The sequence below is a fragment of the Mesorhizobium sp. M0019 genome, from assembly GCF_040323975.1.
In the GTDB taxonomy this organism is placed as follows: domain Bacteria; phylum Pseudomonadota; class Alphaproteobacteria; order Rhizobiales; family Rhizobiaceae; genus Mesorhizobium.
On record NZ_JAMYVK010000002.1, the window covers coordinates 70,750 to 88,687 of the forward strand.

Annotated in this window: 19 protein-coding genes; 10 read left to right on the forward strand and 9 right to left on the reverse strand. The window is 63.1% G+C overall.

What is annotated here, in order from left to right:
- Nucleotides 1-44: 44 nt before the first annotated feature.
- From NKK47_RS02430 to NKK47_RS02440, 3 genes are all read left to right on the forward strand, one after another.
- Nucleotides 45-413 (forward strand): Hpt domain-containing protein, encoded by a 369-nt coding sequence (locus NKK47_RS02430; RefSeq protein WP_292660938.1) that lies wholly within the window; start codon nt 45-47, stop codon nt 411-413.
- 97 nt (nt 414-510) lie between these two features.
- Entirely contained in the window at nt 511-831 is a 321-nt protein-coding gene (locus NKK47_RS02435) for a 2Fe-2S iron-sulfur cluster-binding protein (RefSeq protein WP_023674833.1), read from the forward strand.
- Nucleotides 832-913: 82 nt separating this feature from the next.
- Nucleotides 914-1,942 carry an NAD(P)/FAD-dependent oxidoreductase gene (locus tag NKK47_RS02440; protein ID WP_023674834.1) on the forward strand — a complete coding sequence of 343 codons (1,029 nt, stop codon included), beginning with the start codon at nt 914-916 and terminating at the stop codon, nt 1,940-1,942.
- Between the two features lie 26 nt (nt 1,943-1,968).
- On the opposite strand, the gene NKK47_RS02445 is transcribed toward NKK47_RS02440, so the two are convergent.
- The gene (locus tag NKK47_RS02445; RefSeq protein ID WP_352574976.1) at nt 1,969-3,450 is read right to left on the reverse strand and encodes an MDR family MFS transporter; all 1,482 of its coding nucleotides are present in this window, start codon (nt 3,448-3,450) and stop codon (nt 1,969-1,971) included.
- Between the two features lie 201 nt (nt 3,451-3,651).
- A complete protein-coding gene (locus NKK47_RS02450) occupies nt 3,652-4,269 on the reverse strand; it encodes a DUF922 domain-containing Zn-dependent protease (protein WP_352574978.1) in 618 nt (205 codons plus the stop codon).
- A gap of 96 nt (nt 4,270-4,365) precedes the next feature.
- Between NKK47_RS02450 and folP the strand changes: the two genes are divergently transcribed.
- The 3 genes from folP to folK are packed head-to-tail and all read left to right on the forward strand — an operon-like array spanning nt 4,366 to nt 6,082.
- On the forward strand, nt 4,366-5,211 hold the full coding sequence (folP, locus tag NKK47_RS02455) for a dihydropteroate synthase (protein ID WP_352574980.1): 846 nt from the start codon (nt 4,366-4,368) through the stop codon (nt 5,209-5,211).
- A gap of 3 nt (nt 5,212-5,214) precedes the next feature.
- Entirely contained in the window at nt 5,215-5,574 is a 360-nt protein-coding gene (gene folB, locus NKK47_RS02460; protein WP_023674838.1) for a dihydroneopterin aldolase, read from the forward strand.
- Nucleotides 5,558-6,082 carry a 2-amino-4-hydroxy-6-hydroxymethyldihydropteridine diphosphokinase gene (gene folK / locus NKK47_RS02465; protein WP_352455684.1) on the forward strand — a complete coding sequence of 175 codons (525 nt, stop codon included), beginning with the start codon at nt 5,558-5,560 and terminating at the stop codon, nt 6,080-6,082. Before folB ends, folK begins: the two co-directional genes overlap by 17 nt.
- A 24-nt stretch (nt 6,083-6,106) precedes the next feature.
- On the opposite strand, the gene NKK47_RS02470 is transcribed toward folK, so the two are convergent.
- Both NKK47_RS02470 and NKK47_RS02475 read right to left on the reverse strand, forming a co-directional pair.
- Nucleotides 6,107-6,658 (reverse strand): DUF924 family protein, encoded by a 552-nt coding sequence (locus tag NKK47_RS02470; RefSeq protein ID WP_502894566.1) that lies wholly within the window; start codon nt 6,656-6,658, stop codon nt 6,107-6,109.
- Nucleotides 6,659-6,675: 17 nt separating this feature from the next.
- Nucleotides 6,676-8,511 carry a monovalent cation:proton antiporter-2 (CPA2) family protein gene (locus tag NKK47_RS02475; protein ID WP_352574982.1) on the reverse strand — a complete coding sequence of 612 codons (1,836 nt, stop codon included), beginning with the start codon at nt 8,509-8,511 and terminating at the stop codon, nt 6,676-6,678.
- Nucleotides 8,512-8,739: 228 nt separating this feature from the next.
- On the opposite strand from NKK47_RS02475, the gene NKK47_RS02480 reads away from it, so the two are divergent.
- Entirely contained in the window at nt 8,740-9,006 is a 267-nt protein-coding gene (locus tag NKK47_RS02480; RefSeq protein ID WP_352455686.1) for a hypothetical protein, read from the forward strand.
- 64 nt (nt 9,007-9,070) lie between these two features.
- Here NKK47_RS02480 and NKK47_RS02485 read toward each other — a convergent pair whose 3' ends face one another.
- The 4 genes from NKK47_RS02485 to NKK47_RS02500 all read right to left on the reverse strand — a co-directional run bounded on the left by NKK47_RS02485 (nt 9,071) and on the right by NKK47_RS02500 (nt 12,848).
- On the reverse strand, nt 9,071-9,625 hold the full coding sequence (locus NKK47_RS02485; RefSeq protein WP_023674843.1) for a hypothetical protein: 555 nt from the start codon (nt 9,623-9,625) through the stop codon (nt 9,071-9,073).
- An 87-nt stretch (nt 9,626-9,712) separates the two neighbouring features.
- Complete coding sequence (locus NKK47_RS02490) at nt 9,713-10,807, reverse strand: YcjF family protein (RefSeq protein ID WP_352574984.1); 1,095 nt, start codon at nt 10,805-10,807, stop codon at nt 9,713-9,715.
- Nucleotides 10,804-12,282 carry a YcjX family GTP-binding protein gene (locus NKK47_RS02495; RefSeq protein ID WP_352574986.1) on the reverse strand — a complete coding sequence of 493 codons (1,479 nt, stop codon included), beginning with the start codon at nt 12,280-12,282 and terminating at the stop codon, nt 10,804-10,806. The genes NKK47_RS02490 and NKK47_RS02495 overlap by 4 nt, the downstream gene beginning before the upstream one ends.
- 62 nt (nt 12,283-12,344) lie before the next feature.
- On the reverse strand, nt 12,345-12,848 hold the full coding sequence (locus NKK47_RS02500) for a SixA phosphatase family protein (RefSeq protein ID WP_352574988.1): 504 nt from the start codon (nt 12,846-12,848) through the stop codon (nt 12,345-12,347).
- A 260-nt stretch (nt 12,849-13,108) separates the two neighbouring features.
- Between NKK47_RS02500 and dksA the strand changes: the two genes are divergently transcribed.
- On the forward strand, nt 13,109-13,525 hold the full coding sequence (gene dksA / locus NKK47_RS02505; RefSeq protein WP_023674847.1) for an RNA polymerase-binding protein DksA: 417 nt from the start codon (nt 13,109-13,111) through the stop codon (nt 13,523-13,525).
- A gap of 83 nt (nt 13,526-13,608) precedes the next feature.
- Here the strand turns inward: dksA and NKK47_RS02510 are convergent, their stop codons facing one another.
- Nucleotides 13,609-14,361: a hypothetical protein gene (locus NKK47_RS02510; protein WP_352574990.1), complete on the reverse strand. Its 753-nt coding sequence runs from the start codon at nt 14,359-14,361 to the stop codon at nt 13,609-13,611.
- A gap of 203 nt (nt 14,362-14,564) precedes the next feature.
- Here NKK47_RS02510 and cckA point away from each other — a divergent pair, with 203 nt between their 5' ends.
- Nucleotides 14,565-17,138: a cell cycle histidine kinase CckA gene (cckA, locus tag NKK47_RS02515; protein WP_352574992.1), complete on the forward strand. Its 2,574-nt coding sequence runs from the start codon at nt 14,565-14,567 to the stop codon at nt 17,136-17,138.
- An 83-nt stretch (nt 17,139-17,221) separates the two neighbouring features.
- Nucleotides 17,222-17,932, forward strand: a complete 711-nt coding sequence (locus tag NKK47_RS02520; RefSeq protein WP_352455692.1) for a purine-nucleoside phosphorylase — start codon at nt 17,222-17,224, stop codon at nt 17,930-17,932.
- Nucleotides 17,933-17,938 lie beyond the last annotated feature (6 nt).

The window sequence follows — 17,938 nt, forward strand, 5'->3', positions numbered from 1 at the left end:
TACGCCTAGTTTTTGCGGCGGTCGAAGAACGGAGTCTCAAAGTGATACGTGGCGAAAACGGCATTGCCTTCTCGATGCCCGGCGGCGACGTGTCGGGGACAGCCGGGGCGCGGCCGATCGACCTGGCGCATCTTGCGCGCCAGACGATGGGCGATCGGAGCCTCGAGCAGGAGGTGCTGGCTCTGTTCGTGCAGCAGGCGCTGTCGGTGCGCGACAAGATCGTCGATGCGGATGTCAGGCAGCGGCTGCTATTGGCACACGGGCTCAAAGGCTCGGCGCGTGGGGTCGGCGCCTTCGCCATTGCCGATTGCGCCAGCGCGATCGAATGCCGGCCCGAAGACGCCAGCACGCTGAAGCGGCTTGGCTCGCTGATCGAAGAAGTGCGCGACTTCGTCGCCGCCATCAGCCGATAGCGTTTATTCCCAAAACGCCACACAGCGGCGCTTTGGCGCCGCAGTTGACTTGTCCGGCAGAGTGATTATGTCGGCTCAGACTCCCTTCAGGTGACAAATGACCAAGCTGACCTTCATCGCCCATGACGGCACGCATTTTGACGTGGATGCCGAAAACGGCTCGACCGTCATGGAAAATGCGATCCGCAATGCGGTGCCGGGAATAGAAGCGGAATGCGGCGGCGCCTGCGCCTGCGCGACCTGCCATGTTTATGTCGACGAAGCCTGGACGGCGGAGGTCGGCGAGCCGGAAGCCATGGAAGAGGACATGCTGGATTTCGCCTACGAGGTCCAGCCGAACTCGCGGCTGTCATGCCAGATCAAGGTGCGCGACGCCCTCGACGGGCTGGTCGTGCGCGTGCCGGCCCGCCAGGGCTGAAGCCGATTTTTGCGGCTGCTGCTTGGCAGCGGACCAATGGTCATGCAGTGTCGCGCCGTTTTCCCATAAAGGCGCATGCTTCATGACCGCTATCACCAAGACGGACGTACTCATTGTCGGGGCAGGGCCTATCGGCCTGTTTGCCGTATTCGAGCTCGGCCTCTTCGACATGAAGTGCCATCTGATCGACATACTCGACCGGCCCGGCGGGCAATGCGCCGAACTCTACCCGGAAAAACCGATCTACGACATTCCGGCTTGGCCCTCGATCTCGGCGCAAGGCCTGGTCGACAAGCTGCTTGAGCAGATCGCGCCGTTCAAGCCCGAATTCACCTATAGCCGCATGGTTTCGAGCCTGGAAAGGCTGGACGACGGCAGCTTCCGCGTCATTACCGACGAAAACGAGGTGTTCGAAGCCAAAATTGTGGTGATCGCCGCCGGCGGCGGTTCGTTCCAGCCGAAGCGGCCGCCGATTCCGGGCATCGAACCCTATGAAGGCAAGAGCGTGTTCTACTCGGTACGCCGGATGGAGGACTTTCGCGGCCACGACCTCGTCATCGTCGGCGGCGGCGATTCGGCGCTCGACTGGACGCTGAACCTGCAGCCGGTCGCCAAGAGCGTGACGCTGGTGCACCGGCGGCCCGAATTCCGCGCAGCGCCCGACAGCGTCAACAAGATGTACGCCATGCAGGAGATGAAGCAGCTGGAATTCCAGGTTGGACAGGTGACGGGCCTGACCGGCAGCGACGGCCAGCTAGTCTCGGCCACCATCAAGGGGCCGGAGGGCGATGTCGAAGTGCCGTGCACGCGGATGCTGCCGTTCTTCGGCCTGACGATGAAGCTCGGCCCAATCGCCGAATGGGGCCTCAACCTCCACGAGAACCTGATCCCGGTCGACACCGAAAAATTCCAGACGTCGGTGCCCGGCATCTTCGCCGTAGGCGACATTAACTGGTATCCCGGCAAGCTGAAGCTGATCCTGTCGGGCTTCCATGAGGTCGCTCTAATGGCGCAGGCAGCCAAGCGCATCGTCAGCCCCGGCGAGCGCATCGTATTCCAGTATACGACCTCGTCGACCAGCCTGCAGAAGAAGCTCGGCGTGGTCGACTGAAGCTCGCCAGATTTCGCCGGACAGGTCTATTCGGCCAGGGCTGGAGCCACAGGCTCGGCATGGCCGCGAAGCATTTTCTCCGGCATCAGCCAGAGCGTGATGAGCGACAACAGCAAGATCGCGGCCGCGGCAAGAAAGATCATCACGAACGGCATGGCCGAGGCGACATGGCCGGCCGTCTGCGTGCCTTCGCTGGCCAGCGGCAGCCCGTAACCAAGGGCGACGGCACCGAGCGTAGCGACGCCAAGCGCGCTGCCCAGCGAGCGCAGGAAGGTGAGAACGCCGGTCGCTACGCCAAGGTGCATGCGGTCGACGGCGTTCTGGACCGAGACGGTGGCAACCGGAAAGGTCGTGCCTGTACCCAGGCCTACGCAGGTCGTCAACACCTCGACGAGCAAAAGTGAGGCATGCCCGGCGACCAGGCTGAGCACGCCGAGGCACAGGATCGAGAAAACAGTTCCGATCATGGCAATGCGCTTATAGTGGAAAAAGCGCGGGATCATTCGCGCGCTGAATGTCGCACCGGCCACCGTGCCGAGCATCAGCCCAAGCAACGCGGTGCCCGATTGACTGACCGACAGGCCGACGACCGATTGCAGGTAGACCGGCAGATAGACCGACAAGCCGACATTGGCGGCCTGCAGCAGGAACATCGACAATGTGCCGGCGAGAACGATCGGATTGCCGAGCACTTCGAGCGAGATCAGCGGTTCGGCCGCGCGCATGAGCCGCAGCGCGAACGCGCTCCAGAACACCGCCGAGCAGGCGAGCAGTCCAAGGATTTCAGGCGACAGCCACGGATACTCGCTGCCGCCCCAGTTCAAGGCAAGCAGCAGCAGCGAGGTGGCCGCGACCAGAAGCAGCGCGCCGAGGCCGTCGATGCGGTGATGTTTTGCGGCGATCGGCAGCTTCTTGAGCGGGTTGTTGATGATCGCCATGGCCAGCAGGCCGAGCGGAACGTTGATCCAGAAGATCAGCGACCAATGCAGATGTTCGGCGAAGGTGCCGCCGAGCAGCGGCCCGGCGATGCTGGCGACGGCCCATGTGCCCGAGATCCAGGCGGCGTAGCGAGCCCGCTCGCGCGGCGGCACGAGGTCGCCGATCACGGTCTGCGTCAGGGCGAACAGGCCGCCGCCGCCGGCGCCCTGGATCGCCCGGCCGACAACCAGGACCAGCATGTTAGGGGCCGTGGCGCCGACCAGCGAGCCGGCGAGAAAGATCAGGATTGCAGCATAGACGGTCGGCCGGCGACCATAAATATCGGAGATCTTGCCGTAGAGCGGCGCCACGGCGGTCGCGGTCAGAAGATAGCCGGTCACGATCCATGGCAGATATTCGGCATGCCCGAGCAGACGTGCCATCGTCGGCATCGCCGGCGCGACGATGGTCTGGTCGAGCGCCGCCAGCAGCATCGACAAAAGCACGCCGCCGATGATGGCGTTTTTCTCGGTTTCGGTCAGCGGCGCGCTGGTTTCCACCATCGTTTGCTTGTCGACAGCCTGGTCCATATCCGTTCATCCATTATGCCTGCGTGCACGTCCGCGACGGGCTGGGAAGCATCTAGTACGCCGATTGGCGTTTGCCGGAGGCTGATCCCTGCGAACCTGGCATATGTCGTTCGCTATAGGCCGATTTCGACAGCGGCTCGAAAGTTTTCCGAAGCTGGCACTATGTTTCGGCAAAATTGGCTTTGTCCGATGACGCGGAGTTCAGCCGGGAGCGAGTCGGCCGTTCTCAATGCGCTCGATGCGATAGTGCAAAAGCCGCAGGATGCGGCTTTGGAAATTGGCGCTTTCGACACGATCGAAGCGCATCTGGTCCTGGTCGTGTTTGGCAAGCATGGCCGCAGTGATTTTTGCGGCCTTGGCCTTTGCCAGTTCGCAGGTCTTTTCCGGGTAGCTCGCCTTCAAGGCGTCTTCTAGTTCGCGGCCGTGGTTCTTGGCAATCTCGACGTGGCGTTCCTCATGGCGCTTGATGTCGGCGGACAACGTATCCCAGAACAGCCTGACGCCGGCATCGGCTTTGCGCGGGCGGCGCCACTCAGGAAGGATGACCTTGACCTTGACGGTGACGACAGCGTCGGCAATCCAGCACGAGCCCGGCTTTTGCGCATAGCTGACGCGGGTGGTGAACGCCATCTGGGTAGCGCCTGGATGCCGCGACCCGGTGCTTTTCACCTGAGGCCCGAGTTTCGACAGCTGGGTCTCGATGTCGTCGAGCGTCCTGCCGCCGATCGGGAAATAACTATATGTCTTGACGAGAGTTGCAGCGCCGGCCGGGAATGCGGTCAGAGCGAGCATCAGGGCGCAAAGGAGGAATCGTTTCATCGTGTTGCCTCTTTGCCCACCTTGCTTTACCGCCGTCCTCGGCGCAACGGAATTGATCCCCCGCCACGCCGCGGGATCGAACATGGTTGATGGGCAATGATGACAGGGCGATGGCAGTTGGCGCACGGACGCCATCTCGACCTTGGCGGCAAGGCCGTGGTCGTCGGCATCCTCAACATCACGCCGGACAGTTTTTCCGACGGCGGCCTGTTCGATGCGCCGGAAAAAGCAGTGGCCCAGGCGCGCCGCATGGTCGAGGAGGGGGCCTCCGTCATCGATGTCGGCGGAGAATCGACACGTCCCGGGGCGTCTGCGGTCTCCGCAAAGGAAGAGCAGGCTCGCATATTGCCGGTCATCGAGGCGCTCGCGACGTCTGGCGGAACGCTGATCTCGGTCGATACCTATCGCGAGGATACGGCCCGGCTTGCCGTCCAAGCCGGCGCGCATATCGTCAATGACGTCTGGGGCCTGCAGCGCGAACCGGCCATTGCCCGCGTCGCGGCCGAAACCGGCGCTGGCCTTGTCGTCATGCACACGGGACGGGACCGGCAGAAACTGCCCGACGTGATTGCCGATCAGCTCTTCTTCCTCAGGAAGTCGCTGGAAATCGCGCGGCGGAGCGGTGTTGCCGACGATCATATCGTGCTCGATCCGGGCTTCGGCTTCGCCAAGGAGACGGCAGCGGAAAATCTTGACCTGATGGCACGGTTTTCCGAACTTCATGCGCTGGGTTTTCCACTGATGGCCGGCACATCGCGAAAGCGCTTTATCGGCACCGTCACCGGCCGCGACGCAGCCGCAAGAGGCGCCGGGACCGCGGCCACCAGCGTTATCCTGAGGCTCAAAGGCGCGCATCTCTTTCGCGTCCACGATGTCGCAATCAACGTGGATGCGCTGGCCATCGCCGATGCTATGCTGGCACGTGAGATCGGGGAAAGCTGAGCCATGTATGTCATCCGCATGAAGAACTGCGCCTTCTTTGCCCGGCACGGTGTGCTGGACGAAGAAGAGACGCTCGGCCAGCGCTTTTATGTCGATGCGGCACTCACGGTGGATCCCGGGCGGGCGCTGGTCGAGGATTCCATCGAGGACACCGTCAATTACGGCATCGCCTTTGCGGTCATCGAGAAGATCATTACCGGCGAACGGCGCTTTCTGATCGAAGCGCTGGCGCTCGAAGTGGCGAGGGCGCTGACGGCGCGGTTTCCGCAGATCAAAAAGGCCGAGATCACCGTGCGCAAGCCGAACGCCCCGGTGCCGGGTGTGCTCGATCATGTCGAGGTGACCGTTGTCTGGCCAGAATAGTAACAACAACAACACCGTCTATCTCAGCCTTGGCGGCAATCTCGGTGATCCGGCGAAGTCGATGGCTGCGGCACTGGGCATTCTGGATGCCAACGAGAGAACGCGCGTCGTTGCCGTTTCGTCGCTCTACCGCACGCCGCCCTGGGGCAAGCTCGATCAGCCGGATTTCCTCAACGCGGCGGCCGAAATCTCGACCGCGCTCGCGCCACGGGCTTTGCTCGACCTTTGCCTCGACGCCGAGCGAAAACTGAAGCGGGTGCGCGAGGAGCGCTGGGGTCCACGCCTGATCGATATCGACATTCTGGTGTTCGGCGACCGCATCATCCACGAGACCGGACTGGAGGTGCCGCATCCGCGCATGCTGGAGCGCGCCTTCGTGCTGGCGCCGCTGGCAGAAATTGCGCCGGAGCTTGTGGTCGACGGCAAGAGCGTATCGGAACGGCTGGCCGCCGTCGACACATCGGGCATTGAACGGCTGCCGTCAGGCCGGGATTGGTGGAAAACCTGACGCTGCCGCCATCGGTGCCTGAAATCAGCCGGAGAACCCACCTCCGTCGAGGAACATTTGTTCGTCCGGTGTCGTCTCGCGGCCAAGCATCCTGTTTCGATGCGGAAAGCGGCCGAAGCGCTGGATGATGTCGCGATGCTCGATCGCATATTTCAGATAGATCGGGGCTTTGGCGGCGGTAAGCTCTGCCGATTTGAGCTGATCGGCGAGGTCCTCCGAATGCTCATAGGGCAGATAGAGAAAAACGCGGAGCTCTTCGTCGAGTGCCAGGTCATGGCCGGCAGCGATCGCTTTCCCGGCGAAATGCCGCGCCAGCGGGTCCGTGGCGTACATGTGGCCGGTGGCGCGAAAGCAGTTTCGCGGAAACTGGTCGAGCAGGATCATCAGTGCCAGCGACCCTTCGGCGTGTTCGGACCAGCCGTCGCATTCGCGGCGGGCGGCGGCAAAGTGCAGATCGAGAAACCGGGTGCGGAAGTCGGCATCAAAGGCGTCGTTCTTCTCGAACCACGCGTCCTCCCCGGCGTCGCGCCAGAATCTGGTGATGGAGACAGCGCGCTCGTCCAGTTCGTTCATCATTCGCGTCTTTCCAACGTTTAATCGGCCGGTTCGGATTTCTGCAGCACGCCGGCGGTCTCCTCGTTGAGCGCCTGGCCCACGCGCCGTGGCGTGCTGAGCGGCGTCGGGATGGGGGTGCCGATATTGCCTTTGAGGAAGCGCCGCCCGGCGCGGATGCCTTCTGCCTGTTGAAGTTCGAAACGGGCAGCATCGCGGCGGCGGACGTCCTCGACTACCTCGGCGACCTCTTCCGGATCGACGCCGAGAGCTTCCAGTGTCGAGCCGCCGAAGACAAGCGCCGATTCGAACGTCTCGCGGAGCTGATAGTCGACGCCGGCACGAATGAGCTGCAACGCCGTGCCGCGGTCGAAAGCCCGCGCCAGCACCGTCAGCAACGGAAACTCCGCCTTGATGAGCTCGGCGATGCGCACGGCGGCATCGGGCTTGTCAACGCAGATCAGCACGGCGCGTGCGCGCCCGGCTCCCGCGGCACGCAGGATGTCCAGCCGCGTGCCGTCGCCGTAATAGACCTTGAAGCCGAAATCGGCCGCTGCCTGGATCATCTCGACCTCATTGTCGATGATCGAGACGTCGATGCCGCGCAACAAAAGCGGCTGGCTGGCGATCTGGCCGAACCGGCCAAAGCCGATGATCAGCACGCTGCCGGTCAGGCCGTCGGCGACATCGACGCCTTCAAGCGACTGCTCGTCGCGTGGCGTCAGATACCGCAATGCTATGATCGCTAAGGGCGTCAGCACCATGGAAATGATGACGATGGCGGTCAGCATCGCATTGGCCTGGCTATCGATGATACCGACAGCCGCCGCTGCGGAATAGAGGACGAAGGCGAATTCGCCGCCTTGCGCCATGAAGACCGCGCGCTCGAGCGCTTCCCGGTGGCCGGTTTTGAGAATGCGGGCGACGATATAGATGCCGATCGCCTTCATCATCATGTAGGCGACGACATAGATGGCAATGAGCTGCCAGTTGACGACGACCACATGCAGGTCGAGCGACATGCCGACGGCGAGGAAGAACAGCCCGAGCAGAATGCCGCGGAACGGTTCGATGTCGGCCTCCAGCTGATGGCGGAAGGTCGATTCCGACAAAAGCACGCCGGCCAGGAAGGCGCCCATGGCCATCGACAGGCCGGAAAGCTGCATGGCGAGCGCCGACCCGAGCACGACCAGAAGGGCGGCTGCGGTCATCACCTCACGGGCGCGCGCATCCGCCAGGATACGGAAGAACGGATTGAGCAGATAGCGTCCTGCAAGCACCAGCCCGACGATCGCGGCAAGGCCGATGCCGACCTCCGTCAACCGATCCGACAGGCTCATATCGGCGCCGCCCGGCGCGAGGAAGGCGATCAGCGCCAGCAATGGCACGATGGCCAGGTCTTCCAAAAGCAGGACCGAGACGATGCGCTGGCCCTTGGGCGTGGCCAGTTCGCCGCGTTCTTCCAGCAATTGCATGACGATTGCCGTCGAGGTGAGTACGAAACCGGCGCCGGCGACGAAGGATTGCGCGATCGGGAAACCTCCCGCAAGGCCGACGCCGGTCAGCAGGACCGCGCAGACGCCGACCTGCAGCGCGCCAAGCCCGAAAATCTCGCGACGCAGGCCCCATAGCCGTGACGGCTGCATCTCCAGCCCGATGATGAACAGGAACATAACGACGCCGAGTTCGGCGACATGAAGAATGGCTTCCGATTCGGAAAAAATGCGCAGCCCGAATGGGCCGATCACGACGCCGGCCGCCAAATAGCCGAGGATGGAGCCAAGTCCCAAACGCCTGAAGATCGGCACCGCAACGACGCCGGCGGCAAGCAGCGCCACCACCTGGATCAGATCGCCGTTCGATGCCTCTGCCGCCATGCCTGCCGTTCCGCTCTCTTGCAACAAGCGGCCAAGATAGGGGCTACGGGGCGGATCGAACAGTGCGAATCCGGCGCGTTGTGAAGGCGATATTGCAGGCGCACTGAACAGGATAATGGGCTCCCAGGCGTTGCTTGTTCCAGCAATCCGGCGCTAAGGACGCCCGGCTTCGGCCAGTGAAGGGCGAGCGACGATCAAGTCGCGACCTTTTTTGAGGAGATGACTGACATGAGGAAGTTCTTGCTGCTTGCCGTTGGCATCGCGGCACTTGCCGGTTCTGCCTGTTCGAAGGCGCCGGAGTGCACGACCGAGATGCTGACCAAGAAGGCCCAGGACATGACTGCGGCACTTCAGGCTGCGATTACCAAGGATCCGGCCAAGGCAGCCGACCTCGGGGCCAAGGTCCAGGCGGTCACAACCAAATATCAGGGCGGCACGACAGCGGCTGAGGCCTGCAAGGCCTATGACGAGGTGATTGCCGCGATCAAGGGCTGAGCACTTATTTGCAAATCAAAAGAGGGCGGCGCCGTTTGGTTGCCGCCTTTTCTCACGCTGAAAGTCAGTTCGGCGTTATGGAGCCGACCTCGACTGCATCGATCCGCTTCAGCTTCATGCCGATGACCGGGACCAGCTGCTGGTCGACGCGCACGGCAACGGTCACCGTCATTGAATTGTCGTCGGGGACAAGCGCCTGCATAACGCCGCGCAACTGATTGCGATTGATGGTGAAAACCACCTTGTGCGCATCGACGACATTGCCGCCGATAATGTCGAGGCCGGAGCCGGCGGCCCCGCCCATAAAGCTGCCCTTGTAGCCCTGCCGGCCCTTGTGTTCGATCGTTGCCGACATCTGCTGGGTGAACATGCCTACCCGGCAGCCGCCGTCGAGCGACATGCCGACCTTGCCGTCAGGCGTCGAGCCGATGAAGCTGCAGGTGAATTTCGTGCCCTTGTATTTGCCGGCAACGATTTCCCCGGGGCCGACCCATTTGCCTTCGACCGATCGAAAGAACTGCTTGTCCGGTTCCGCCGCCGAGGTCTTTCCGGCAATGCCGACGGTTGCGACAAGCGCGAGCGCCACGGGCAGCCCGCTGGACAGAATAACGCTTTTCATCGACGACACCCGGCAACAAAGAGACTGGTTTGGACGCTTCCGACCATGGACAAGATTGGTTAATGCTTTGTCACCCCAAGGCAATAGTCACGTTCCGGAAGCGGATGTTTCTTTTTCTTTCTTTGCTGCAAAGGAGGTCAGCGCGGAGAGGAAATCGCCCAATCCGGGCCGCCTGACCGCGTAAAAGGGCAGGGGCCTTGCGGTTTCCATCGCTGCAATGCCGATGCGCGCAGTCATCATGCCGTTGACGACGCCTTCGCCGAGCTTGGCCGAGAGCCGGGCGGCAAGGCCGTGGCCGACGATCTGCTGGACGAAACTGTCGCCGACGGCGATCGACCCGGTGACCGCGAGATGGGCCAGAACGCTGCGCGCCAGGCGAAAAAAGCCAAGCGTGCCGGGGCGGCCGCCATAAAGCTCCGACAGCCGGCGAATCAACCGGCCGGCTTCGAACACGACATAAGCGACGTCGACCAGCGCGCGGGGGCTGACCGCGGTCACCAGGGAGACGCGCTTCGCCGCTTCGAGGATCATCACCCTGGCGCGGGCATCGAGCGGGCCGAGTATCTCGGTCTCGGCCAGCCGCACCAGATTGCCGCCGTCAATGATCTCGCCGCGCAATTCGGCCAGCGAGCGCCTGCCGGCCGCGGTTTCAGGCTTGGCCGAGACAAAGACCGACAACTCGTCGACCACGGCGCGGGCGGCCTTCGGATCGTCACGGGCAATCGCATCGAGCGCCCGCTTCTGCAACTTTTCGACCTCGGCAAGGCGGGCAATCGCCATGAATTCGCGCACGAGGATGATCAGAAGCGCCAGGATGGTGATCGCGGCCATAGCGGCAGCCAGCCAGCCCAGCCACTCGGCGCGCTCGAACAGGTCGCGAATCAGCTGGTCGGTCCAGAGGCCGACGGCGAGCGAAACCAGAACGCCCAGCGCGCCGAAGAACAGGCTGCCAAGCGGCGAACGTTTTCGCGGCGCAATCGCCGGCGGCGGTTCGGCAGCGACGATATCAGCCTCGTCGAAGACGTCGATCTCCGCCGGTGTGACCACGGCAAGATCCGCCGTCACGGTACGCGGCTTTCGCGCCGGCGCGGCCTCGGACGCAGCATGGTGAGCCGTCGAATCTTCCTTCTGCTGGGGCTCCGGCTCTATGCGAAAGGCCGCCGGTCTGCGGGGCGCACTCATGCGAGATGATCTCCGATCAGGAACTGCAGCGCGCGGTCGAGCCTGATATGCGGCAGCGACAGCGTCACACCCTCGGCGGTGCGCTCGAGTTTCGGCGGGCGAAAGCGCACGAAGCGGATCGCGGGGTCGTCATTGTTCTGCGGGCGGGTCGATTCGGAAACGTCGAACACCGCATCAACTTTCTCCGGCAAGTCACCGGGAAATATGGCTGTTTCGGTCTTTCCGTCAAAGGTTTCGCCATCGATTTTTTCGCCGCGCAATGGCGTGCCGATAATGACCGGCAAAGTCTCGCGGCCCTGCTTGACCGTGCCTTCCCGGGTCGCGCGCATGGCAGCCATAGCGACGACGTCGACGTCGGCGCCGGTGAAATTCGCCCGCGCCACGGCTCGGTCGGCTAGCCGCCGCACGATCGCCTGCAGCCGGTCGTGGCTTTCGTGGTGCAGATGGTCGGCCTTGGTCGCGGCCACCAATATGCGGTCGATACGCCTCGAAAACAGGTCGGTCAGGAAGTTGCCCCGGCCGGGCCGGAAACAGGACAGGATTTCGGTGATCGCGCGCTCCAGATCGGCCATCGCACCGGGGCCGGCATTCAATGCCTGCAATGCGTCGATGAGCACGATCTGGCGGTCGAGACGCGTGATGTGTTCGCGAAAGAACGGTTTGATGACATGCGTCTTGTAAGCCTCGTAGCGCCGCTCCATCATAGCCTGCAGCGATCCCGAGCGGGCGCGCCGGCCGCCCAGATTCGGCAGCGGCGCGAAGGTGAGAGCGGGCGAGCCTTCAAGATCGCCGGGCATCAGGAAGCGGCCGGGCGGCAAGGTCGAAAGCGCCCGCTCGTCGAGTTTGCAGGCCTTGAGATAGGCCGCGAAGCTCTCAGCGAGGCGGCGCGCCGTCATCTCGTCGGCCTCGGCGTTGGGGTCGACCGGATTGGAGAGCGCCCGCCATTCCCGCGAAAGGTCGACACGCACCGGCAACACGGCCATCTCGAAGGCCTCACGCGAAAAATCGGCGTAGGACTTGCCGAGCAGCGGCAGGTCGAGCAGCCATTCGCCGGGATAATCGACGATGTCGACCGACAATTTGCCGGCGGAAAACATGCGGCTCCAGCCAGAGGCCGATTCGTATTCGATGGTGAGCCTCAGTTCGGAAATCGCACGCGTCGAATCCGGCCAGACGCGATCGTCGACAAGAGCCGCGATGTGATCCTCGTACTGGAAGCGTGGTACCGCGTCGTCCGGCTGCTCTTCGAGAAAAGCCCGGGCGATGCGCCCCGATTTTTGTGCCTCAAACAGCGGCAAGCGTCCGCCATGGACGAGATTGTGCACAAGGGCCGAGATGAACACCGTCTTGCCGGCGCGGGACAGCCCGGTCACGCCAAGACGCAGCGACGGAGCGAAAAGCCCGGCAGCGCGGCCTGACAACGTATCCAAGGCAATCTTCGCCTCGTCGGTAAAAGTCGTCAGCGATGATGCCAAATCTGTTCTCGCGGGCCGGTCAGGATCCGATATAGGCTTTGATGCGCGGCTTTGAAATGGCCTCAGATATCGGCAGGCGTCAGGAAGGCTTCGAGATAGCCGGTGCCTGGCGCAGCCTCGGCAAGTCTGCCGTTGAACCGGACCACCGCAAGTGCGGAGGTCGGGAAGCCGTGGTTCAGCATGGCCCGCGCGGTCTCGTTGCCGTCGCCTGAGAGCGCCATGGCGAGATCCTCAATCATCGGATTGTGGCCGATGACGAGCAAGGCATCCAGCCCGCCATTCTGCCGGATGGCAGTGAGGTACGCGGCGGCATCGTCGCTGTAGAAGGTGTCACAGAACAGCACCCGGCCCGTGTCCGTATGGCCAGCCAAGCTTTCCAGCGTCTGGCGGGCGCGCTTGGCGCTTGAGCAAAGGGTGCGGGCCGGTGCGTATTTGCGGGAACGCATCAGCACGCCCATCGCTTCGGCATCGGCGAAGCCGGATGGATCGAGCGGGCGGTCGAAGTCAGCCACGCCAGGCAGCGCCCAGCCGGCCTTCGCATGCCTCAGCAGGTAAAGTCTGGTCACCGGATCCCCGTTGTGCCGGGCACCGAACCCGTCAGCACGCCGCAGGATTTGCCATCAGAAGAGCTCCGTGCGCAATGGCAAGCGCCCCTCAAGCATAGCGAATCATGTACGGATTCGGTCGTATTCTTCGCAAAAAGGGCATCGCAGATGCTGATTTGTCCGAGACTAACAATTGCGTGAAACTGTCGTCGATTGACCTTGTGCAGCTTTCGGTCCGCGAATATATAGGCGCCAAATTTGGGGTTTGTTGGGTGAGTCGAATGAACGACATCGTTACCGCCGATTACGTACCCTCCGAAGACGAGCCGTTCATGAACGAGCGGCAGAAATCCTACTTTCGCATGAAGCTCGTCACCTGGAAGAACGACATCTTGCGCGAAGCGCGCGAAACTCTCGAAATCCTGCAGCAGGAAAACGCCAACCACCCCGACCTCGCCGATCGCGCCTCCTCCGAAACCGACCGCGCCATCGAACTTCGCGCCCGCGATCGCCAGCGAAAACTCATCTCCAAGATCGATTCGGCCCTCCAGCGCCTTGACGAAGGCACTTACGGCTATTGCGAGGAGACGGGCGAGCCGATCGCGCTGAAGCGGCTCGACGCGCGCCCGATCGCCACCTTGTCGATCGAGGCACAGGAGCGCCATGAGCGGCGCGAGAAGGTCTACCGCGACGACTGAGTCGCCGGGAAAAACAGCGGCATCGGTAAAGCGTTCACAATGGCCGGTTTTCCGGCCATTTTCATTGGCCGTTCGCTATCGGCCTATCTTTTCTGATTGGACAACTCGCCGAGGAGCTTCGTCATCTCGTCGTCGAGAGAGGGCGATGCCTTCGCCACCGGCTTGCTCGGCGTTTGGCTGAAGCGTGGCTCGTCGAGGGAAACCTCCAGCTCCTTCATCAGCGCATCGTCAATCGACTCGTGCTGTGCAGGCGGCTCGTATCTTGCCGGGGAGTCCTGTCTTGCCGGCGGCTGCGCATGCCGCGAGGCATTGGCGTTGACGGATCCATAACTTGGCAACGGTGTGACGTTCGATGCCGGTTTCGGCGCCGGCGCCGGCATTGTTGCCGGCATCGTCGCCGTCTGGCGGGCTCGGACAGGGGTCGCGGTTACGCTTGCCGGCTGCGGTGGCGCTTGCCTCACCGGCGCGGCGGTGGTCGAAACAGACCTTGCTGCCGGCTGGTGGCCGTTGTCTCCGGTCAATGCCGGGCGCCGCAGCGCCGAGAGCCTGATGTCGCGCTCGACGACGACGTCGGTCGGACCACCGATCAAGAGCAGGTGCTCGATATCGTCACGGCGCACCAGCACCAGCCGCCGGTGACTGTCGACCGCTGTGGCATCCATGACAGCCAGCCGCGTCTTGCGGTTCCTGCCGCCGGCGACGAATGTCCCGAACGTCAGGCTGCGGACCAGCCTGATAATAAGAAGAATGATGAGCAGAAGGACAAGTACTGCAAACGTCCATAGGATTGCTGCGGCATAACCAGGACCCGCCACGCCATCCAGCCATTGCAGCATTGGTTCCCCCAAAATCAGCTTTCGAAGAGAGGCGACACTAGACTGTTGCGGCAGGGCACCGCAAGTTGCCTTTCACGCTTCGTGAACAGCTTGAAACGCCGGGAGCCGAACGGCGTCATTTTTAGCGGACATCTGCAGCCGGGCCTTTTCCCAACCCTGAGAATATGATTCAACCGACACCGGAATTCACGAGCAGGGGGCACATGGCCAAGGAAGCGCGCGGCGATTTCTATCCGGTACCTATCGTCGACCAGAACACGCGGCCGGGAGCGGTCACCCGGCTCATCGTCTTCATCGTCGTCTTGACTGGGGCAGCGATCGTCTTCGGCCTTTTCCGCGAGCGCCTTGGCGATCCATTCCTGCTCGGCATGCTTGGCGTGCTGGCGATGATCGGCGTCGGCTTTCTATTCGCCACTGCGATCGGCTTCGTGCATATCACGCCGCGCTCGACAAGCGACGAACTGTCGAAAGCTTTCGTCGATTCGATGTCGCAAGGTCTCCTGGTCACCGACACCAAAGGCCGTATCATCTACGCCAACCGGACCTATGCCGATATGACGGGTGCCGAGTCGGCCGCCGACCTCAAGACCGTCGAAGGTTTGCTTTCAGACGTTCCCGAGGCCTCGGTGACCATATACCGGCTGGCGTCAGGCCTGCGGGACGGCCAGCCGGGCGACGGCGAGTTTCGGCTCGCGCAGTCCATTCGGCCAGGCGCCGAACCGGGCGCGCGCTGGTACCGCGTTCGAGCCCGCGCCTTCAGCGTTCCCGGCCAACGGCTGCCCATGCTTGCCTGGCAGCTTGCCGATATCTCGCGGGAACGGGCCGAGCAGGAGCGGTTCTTTCTCGACCTGCAAAAGGCCATCGATCACCTCGACCATGCGCCGGCCGGGTTCTTTTCCGCCGACCAGGAAGGCCGCGTCACCTATATCAACGCGACCCTTGCCGAGTGGCTTGGCATCGATCTGGCCAGCTTCACTCCCGGCGCCATCACGCTGCCGGAGATCGTCGCCGGCGACGGCATGGCGCTGGTCCGTTCGGTCAAGGCCGACGCTGGTACCACGCGCAATGCCGTTATCGACCTCGATCTGACGACGATGACCGGCGAGGCGCTGCCGGTGCGCTTCATGCATCGTGTCTCGGCCAGCCGAGAGGGGCTCAACGGCCCGACTCGCACCATCGTGCTCAACCGGACGCAAGGCGAGGACGCTTCGGCCGACCTCCGCGCATCGGAAATACGCTTCACGCGGTTCTTCAACTCGACGCCGATGGCGATAGCCGGCGTCGACCATGCCGGCCGCATCCTGCGCACCAATGCGCCGTTCCTGTCGCTGTTTTCCTCGGTCGTCGACCGCGACGCGGTCGATCGGCGTGTGCGGCTGGATACGGTGATCCACGAGCGCGACCGGCCGGCTTTCGCCGCGGCCTTTGAAAAGGCACGCCAGCAACAGGCTGACATCGAGCCGATCGATACGGTGCTGCCCGGCAATGAGGAGCGCCACATACGCTTCTACGTCAACGCGGTCGCAGACGGTACCGGGGGCGAGGGCGCCGAGGAATCGGCCATCGTCTATGCCGTGGAGACCACTGAGCAAAAGGCCCTCGAGGGCCAGATGGCGCAGAGCCAGAAGATGCAGGCGGTCGGCCAACTCGCCGGCGGCATCGCACATGATTTCAACAATGTGCTGACCGCCATCATCATGGCCTCGGACCTGCTGTTGACCAACCACCGGCCGTCCGATCCGTCATTCCCGGACATCATGAACATCAAGCAGAATGCCAACCGGGCGGCCTCGCTGGTGCGGCAGTTGCTGGCCTTCTCGCGCAAGCAGACGCTGCGGCCGGAGGTGCTCAACCTGACCGACGTGCTCGCCGATCTCAGGATGCTGCTTGCCCGGCTGGTCGGCAACGACATCAAGCTCAAGATCGACCATGGCCGCGACCTGTGGCCGGTCAGGGTCGATATCGGGCAGTTCGAGCAAGTGGTGGTCAATCTGGCGGTCAATGCGCGCGATGCGATGCCGGCCGGCGGCGACCTCACCGTACGCACCCGCAACGTCAGCGCCGGGGAATGCAAGACCTTTTCCTATCGCGAACTTACACCGGCCGACTATGTGCTGGTCGAGGTCGAGGACAGCGGCAGCGGCATCGCGCCTGATGTGCTGAAAAAGATCTTCGAGCCCTTCTTCACGACAAAGGAGGTTGGCAAGGGAACTGGCCTCGGCCTGTCTATGGTCTATGGCATCATCAAGCAGACAGGCGGCTTCATCTTCTGCGATTCCGAAGTCGGCAAGGGATCCGTGTTCCGCATCTTCCTGCCGCGGCACATTGCGGAGGCAAGGAAGGCGGGCGAGGCTGGAGAAGTGCCGGCCGCCCCTGCCAAGATCGCCGACTCAGCCAAGGATCTGTCGGGCTCGGCCACGGTGCTGCTGGTCGAGGACGAGGACGCCGTGCGCATGGGCGGCATGCGGGCGCTGAAATCGCGCGGCTACACCGTCCACGAGGCGTCGTCGGGCGTCGAGGCGCTTGAAGTCTACGAAGCGCTCGGCGGCAAGGTCGACGTCGTGGTGTCGGACGTGGTGATGCCGGAAATGGATGGCCCGACGCTGCTTGGCGAATTGCGCAAACGGCAGCCCGACATCAAGTTTATCTTCGTGTCCGGCTATGCCGAAGACGCGTTCGCCAAGAACTTGCCGGCCGACGCGCATTTCGGCTTCTTGCCGAAGCCGTTTTCGCTCAAGCAATTGGCCACGATCGTAAAGGACATGCTGGAATCCTGACCCTTCCAACGCTCCGCTTGCGCAATGTCGTGAGACTGCCATGATTGCAGGCGAAACGGGCGACGGGTTTTGGAAAGCATGCCGTGACGCCACACAACGAGGCTAGCAAAGGCGACTACGCAAGCGCGGTGCTGCTGCCGGGCGACCCGCAGCGCGCTGAATGGATGGCGGAGACCTTTCTGGAAGCGCCGCGCTGCGTCAACCGCCGCCGCGGCGCGCTCGGCTTTACCGGGTTGTTTCGCGGCAAGCCTGTCAGCGTCCAGTCCACCGGCATCGGCGTCCCGTCATTCCTGGTCTACGTGCACGAGCTGCTGGATTTCTACGGTGCGAAAACGTTGATCCGCACCGGCACCTGCGGCGGCCTGACCGCTGAGGTGGTGCTGCGCAGCCTGGTGATCGCGCAATCGGTACGTGGCGAAAATGCGGAGAGCGGCCAGGTTTTTGGGCTCTATCGTGCCGATGCCGGCCCCGATCCGGCATTGTTGGCCCAGGCGTTGGCCCGGGCTGCGGAACTCGGCATCGACCATCGGGCCGGGCTGACCATCTGCAGCGATATTTTTTATCATCCGCTGGGGCGCGAACGCTTTGCCGAAGCACAGGCACAGGGGGCGCTCGCCGTGGATATGGAAACCAGCGCACTCTACCGCATTGCGGCCGATTTCGGCGCCCGGGCGCTGTCGATCCTGACCGTCGTCGACAATGTGGCAACCGGCGAGCAGACCGACTATTCCGAACGCCAGGGCCTTTTCACCGATATGACCCGGCTGGCGCTCGACATGGCGGCGGAGAGCTAGGCGGCT

Excerpts from the sequence above, each read along its gene's own strand:
- NKK47_RS02445 (WP_352574976.1), bottom strand. The coding sequence starts at position 3,450 with ATGGACCAGGCTGTCGACAAGCAAACGATGGTGGAAACCAGCGCGCCG.
- NKK47_RS02435 (WP_023674833.1), top strand. The coding sequence starts at position 511 with ATGACCAAGCTGACCTTCATCGCCCATGACGGCACGCATTTTGACGTG.
- NKK47_RS02470 (WP_502894566.1), bottom strand. The coding sequence starts at position 6,658 with ATGATGAACGAACTGGACGAGCGCGCTGTCTCCATCACCAGATTCTGG.
- NKK47_RS02510 (WP_352574990.1), bottom strand. The coding sequence starts at position 14,361 with ATGCTGCAATGGCTGGATGGCGTGGCGGGTCCTGGTTATGCCGCAGCA.
- folP (WP_352574980.1), top strand. The coding sequence starts at position 4,366 with ATGATGACAGGGCGATGGCAGTTGGCGCACGGACGCCATCTCGACCTT.
- folB (WP_023674838.1), top strand. The coding sequence starts at position 5,215 with ATGTATGTCATCCGCATGAAGAACTGCGCCTTCTTTGCCCGGCACGGT.
- NKK47_RS02485 (WP_023674843.1), bottom strand. The coding sequence starts at position 9,625 with ATGAAAAGCGTTATTCTGTCCAGCGGGCTGCCCGTGGCGCTCGCGCTT.
- NKK47_RS02450 (WP_352574978.1), bottom strand. The coding sequence starts at position 4,269 with ATGAAACGATTCCTCCTTTGCGCCCTGATGCTCGCTCTGACCGCATTC.
- NKK47_RS02475 (WP_352574982.1), bottom strand. The coding sequence starts at position 8,511 with ATGGCGGCAGAGGCATCGAACGGCGATCTGATCCAGGTGGTGGCGCTG.
- NKK47_RS02480 (WP_352455686.1), top strand. The coding sequence starts at position 8,740 with ATGAGGAAGTTCTTGCTGCTTGCCGTTGGCATCGCGGCACTTGCCGGT.
- NKK47_RS02490 (WP_352574984.1), bottom strand. The coding sequence starts at position 10,807 with ATGAGTGCGCCCCGCAGACCGGCGGCCTTTCGCATAGAGCCGGAGCCC.
- cckA (WP_352574992.1), top strand. The coding sequence starts at position 14,565 with ATGGCCAAGGAAGCGCGCGGCGATTTCTATCCGGTACCTATCGTCGAC.
- dksA (WP_023674847.1), top strand. The coding sequence starts at position 13,109 with ATGAACGACATCGTTACCGCCGATTACGTACCCTCCGAAGACGAGCCG.
- NKK47_RS02440 (WP_023674834.1), top strand. The coding sequence starts at position 914 with ATGACCGCTATCACCAAGACGGACGTACTCATTGTCGGGGCAGGGCCT.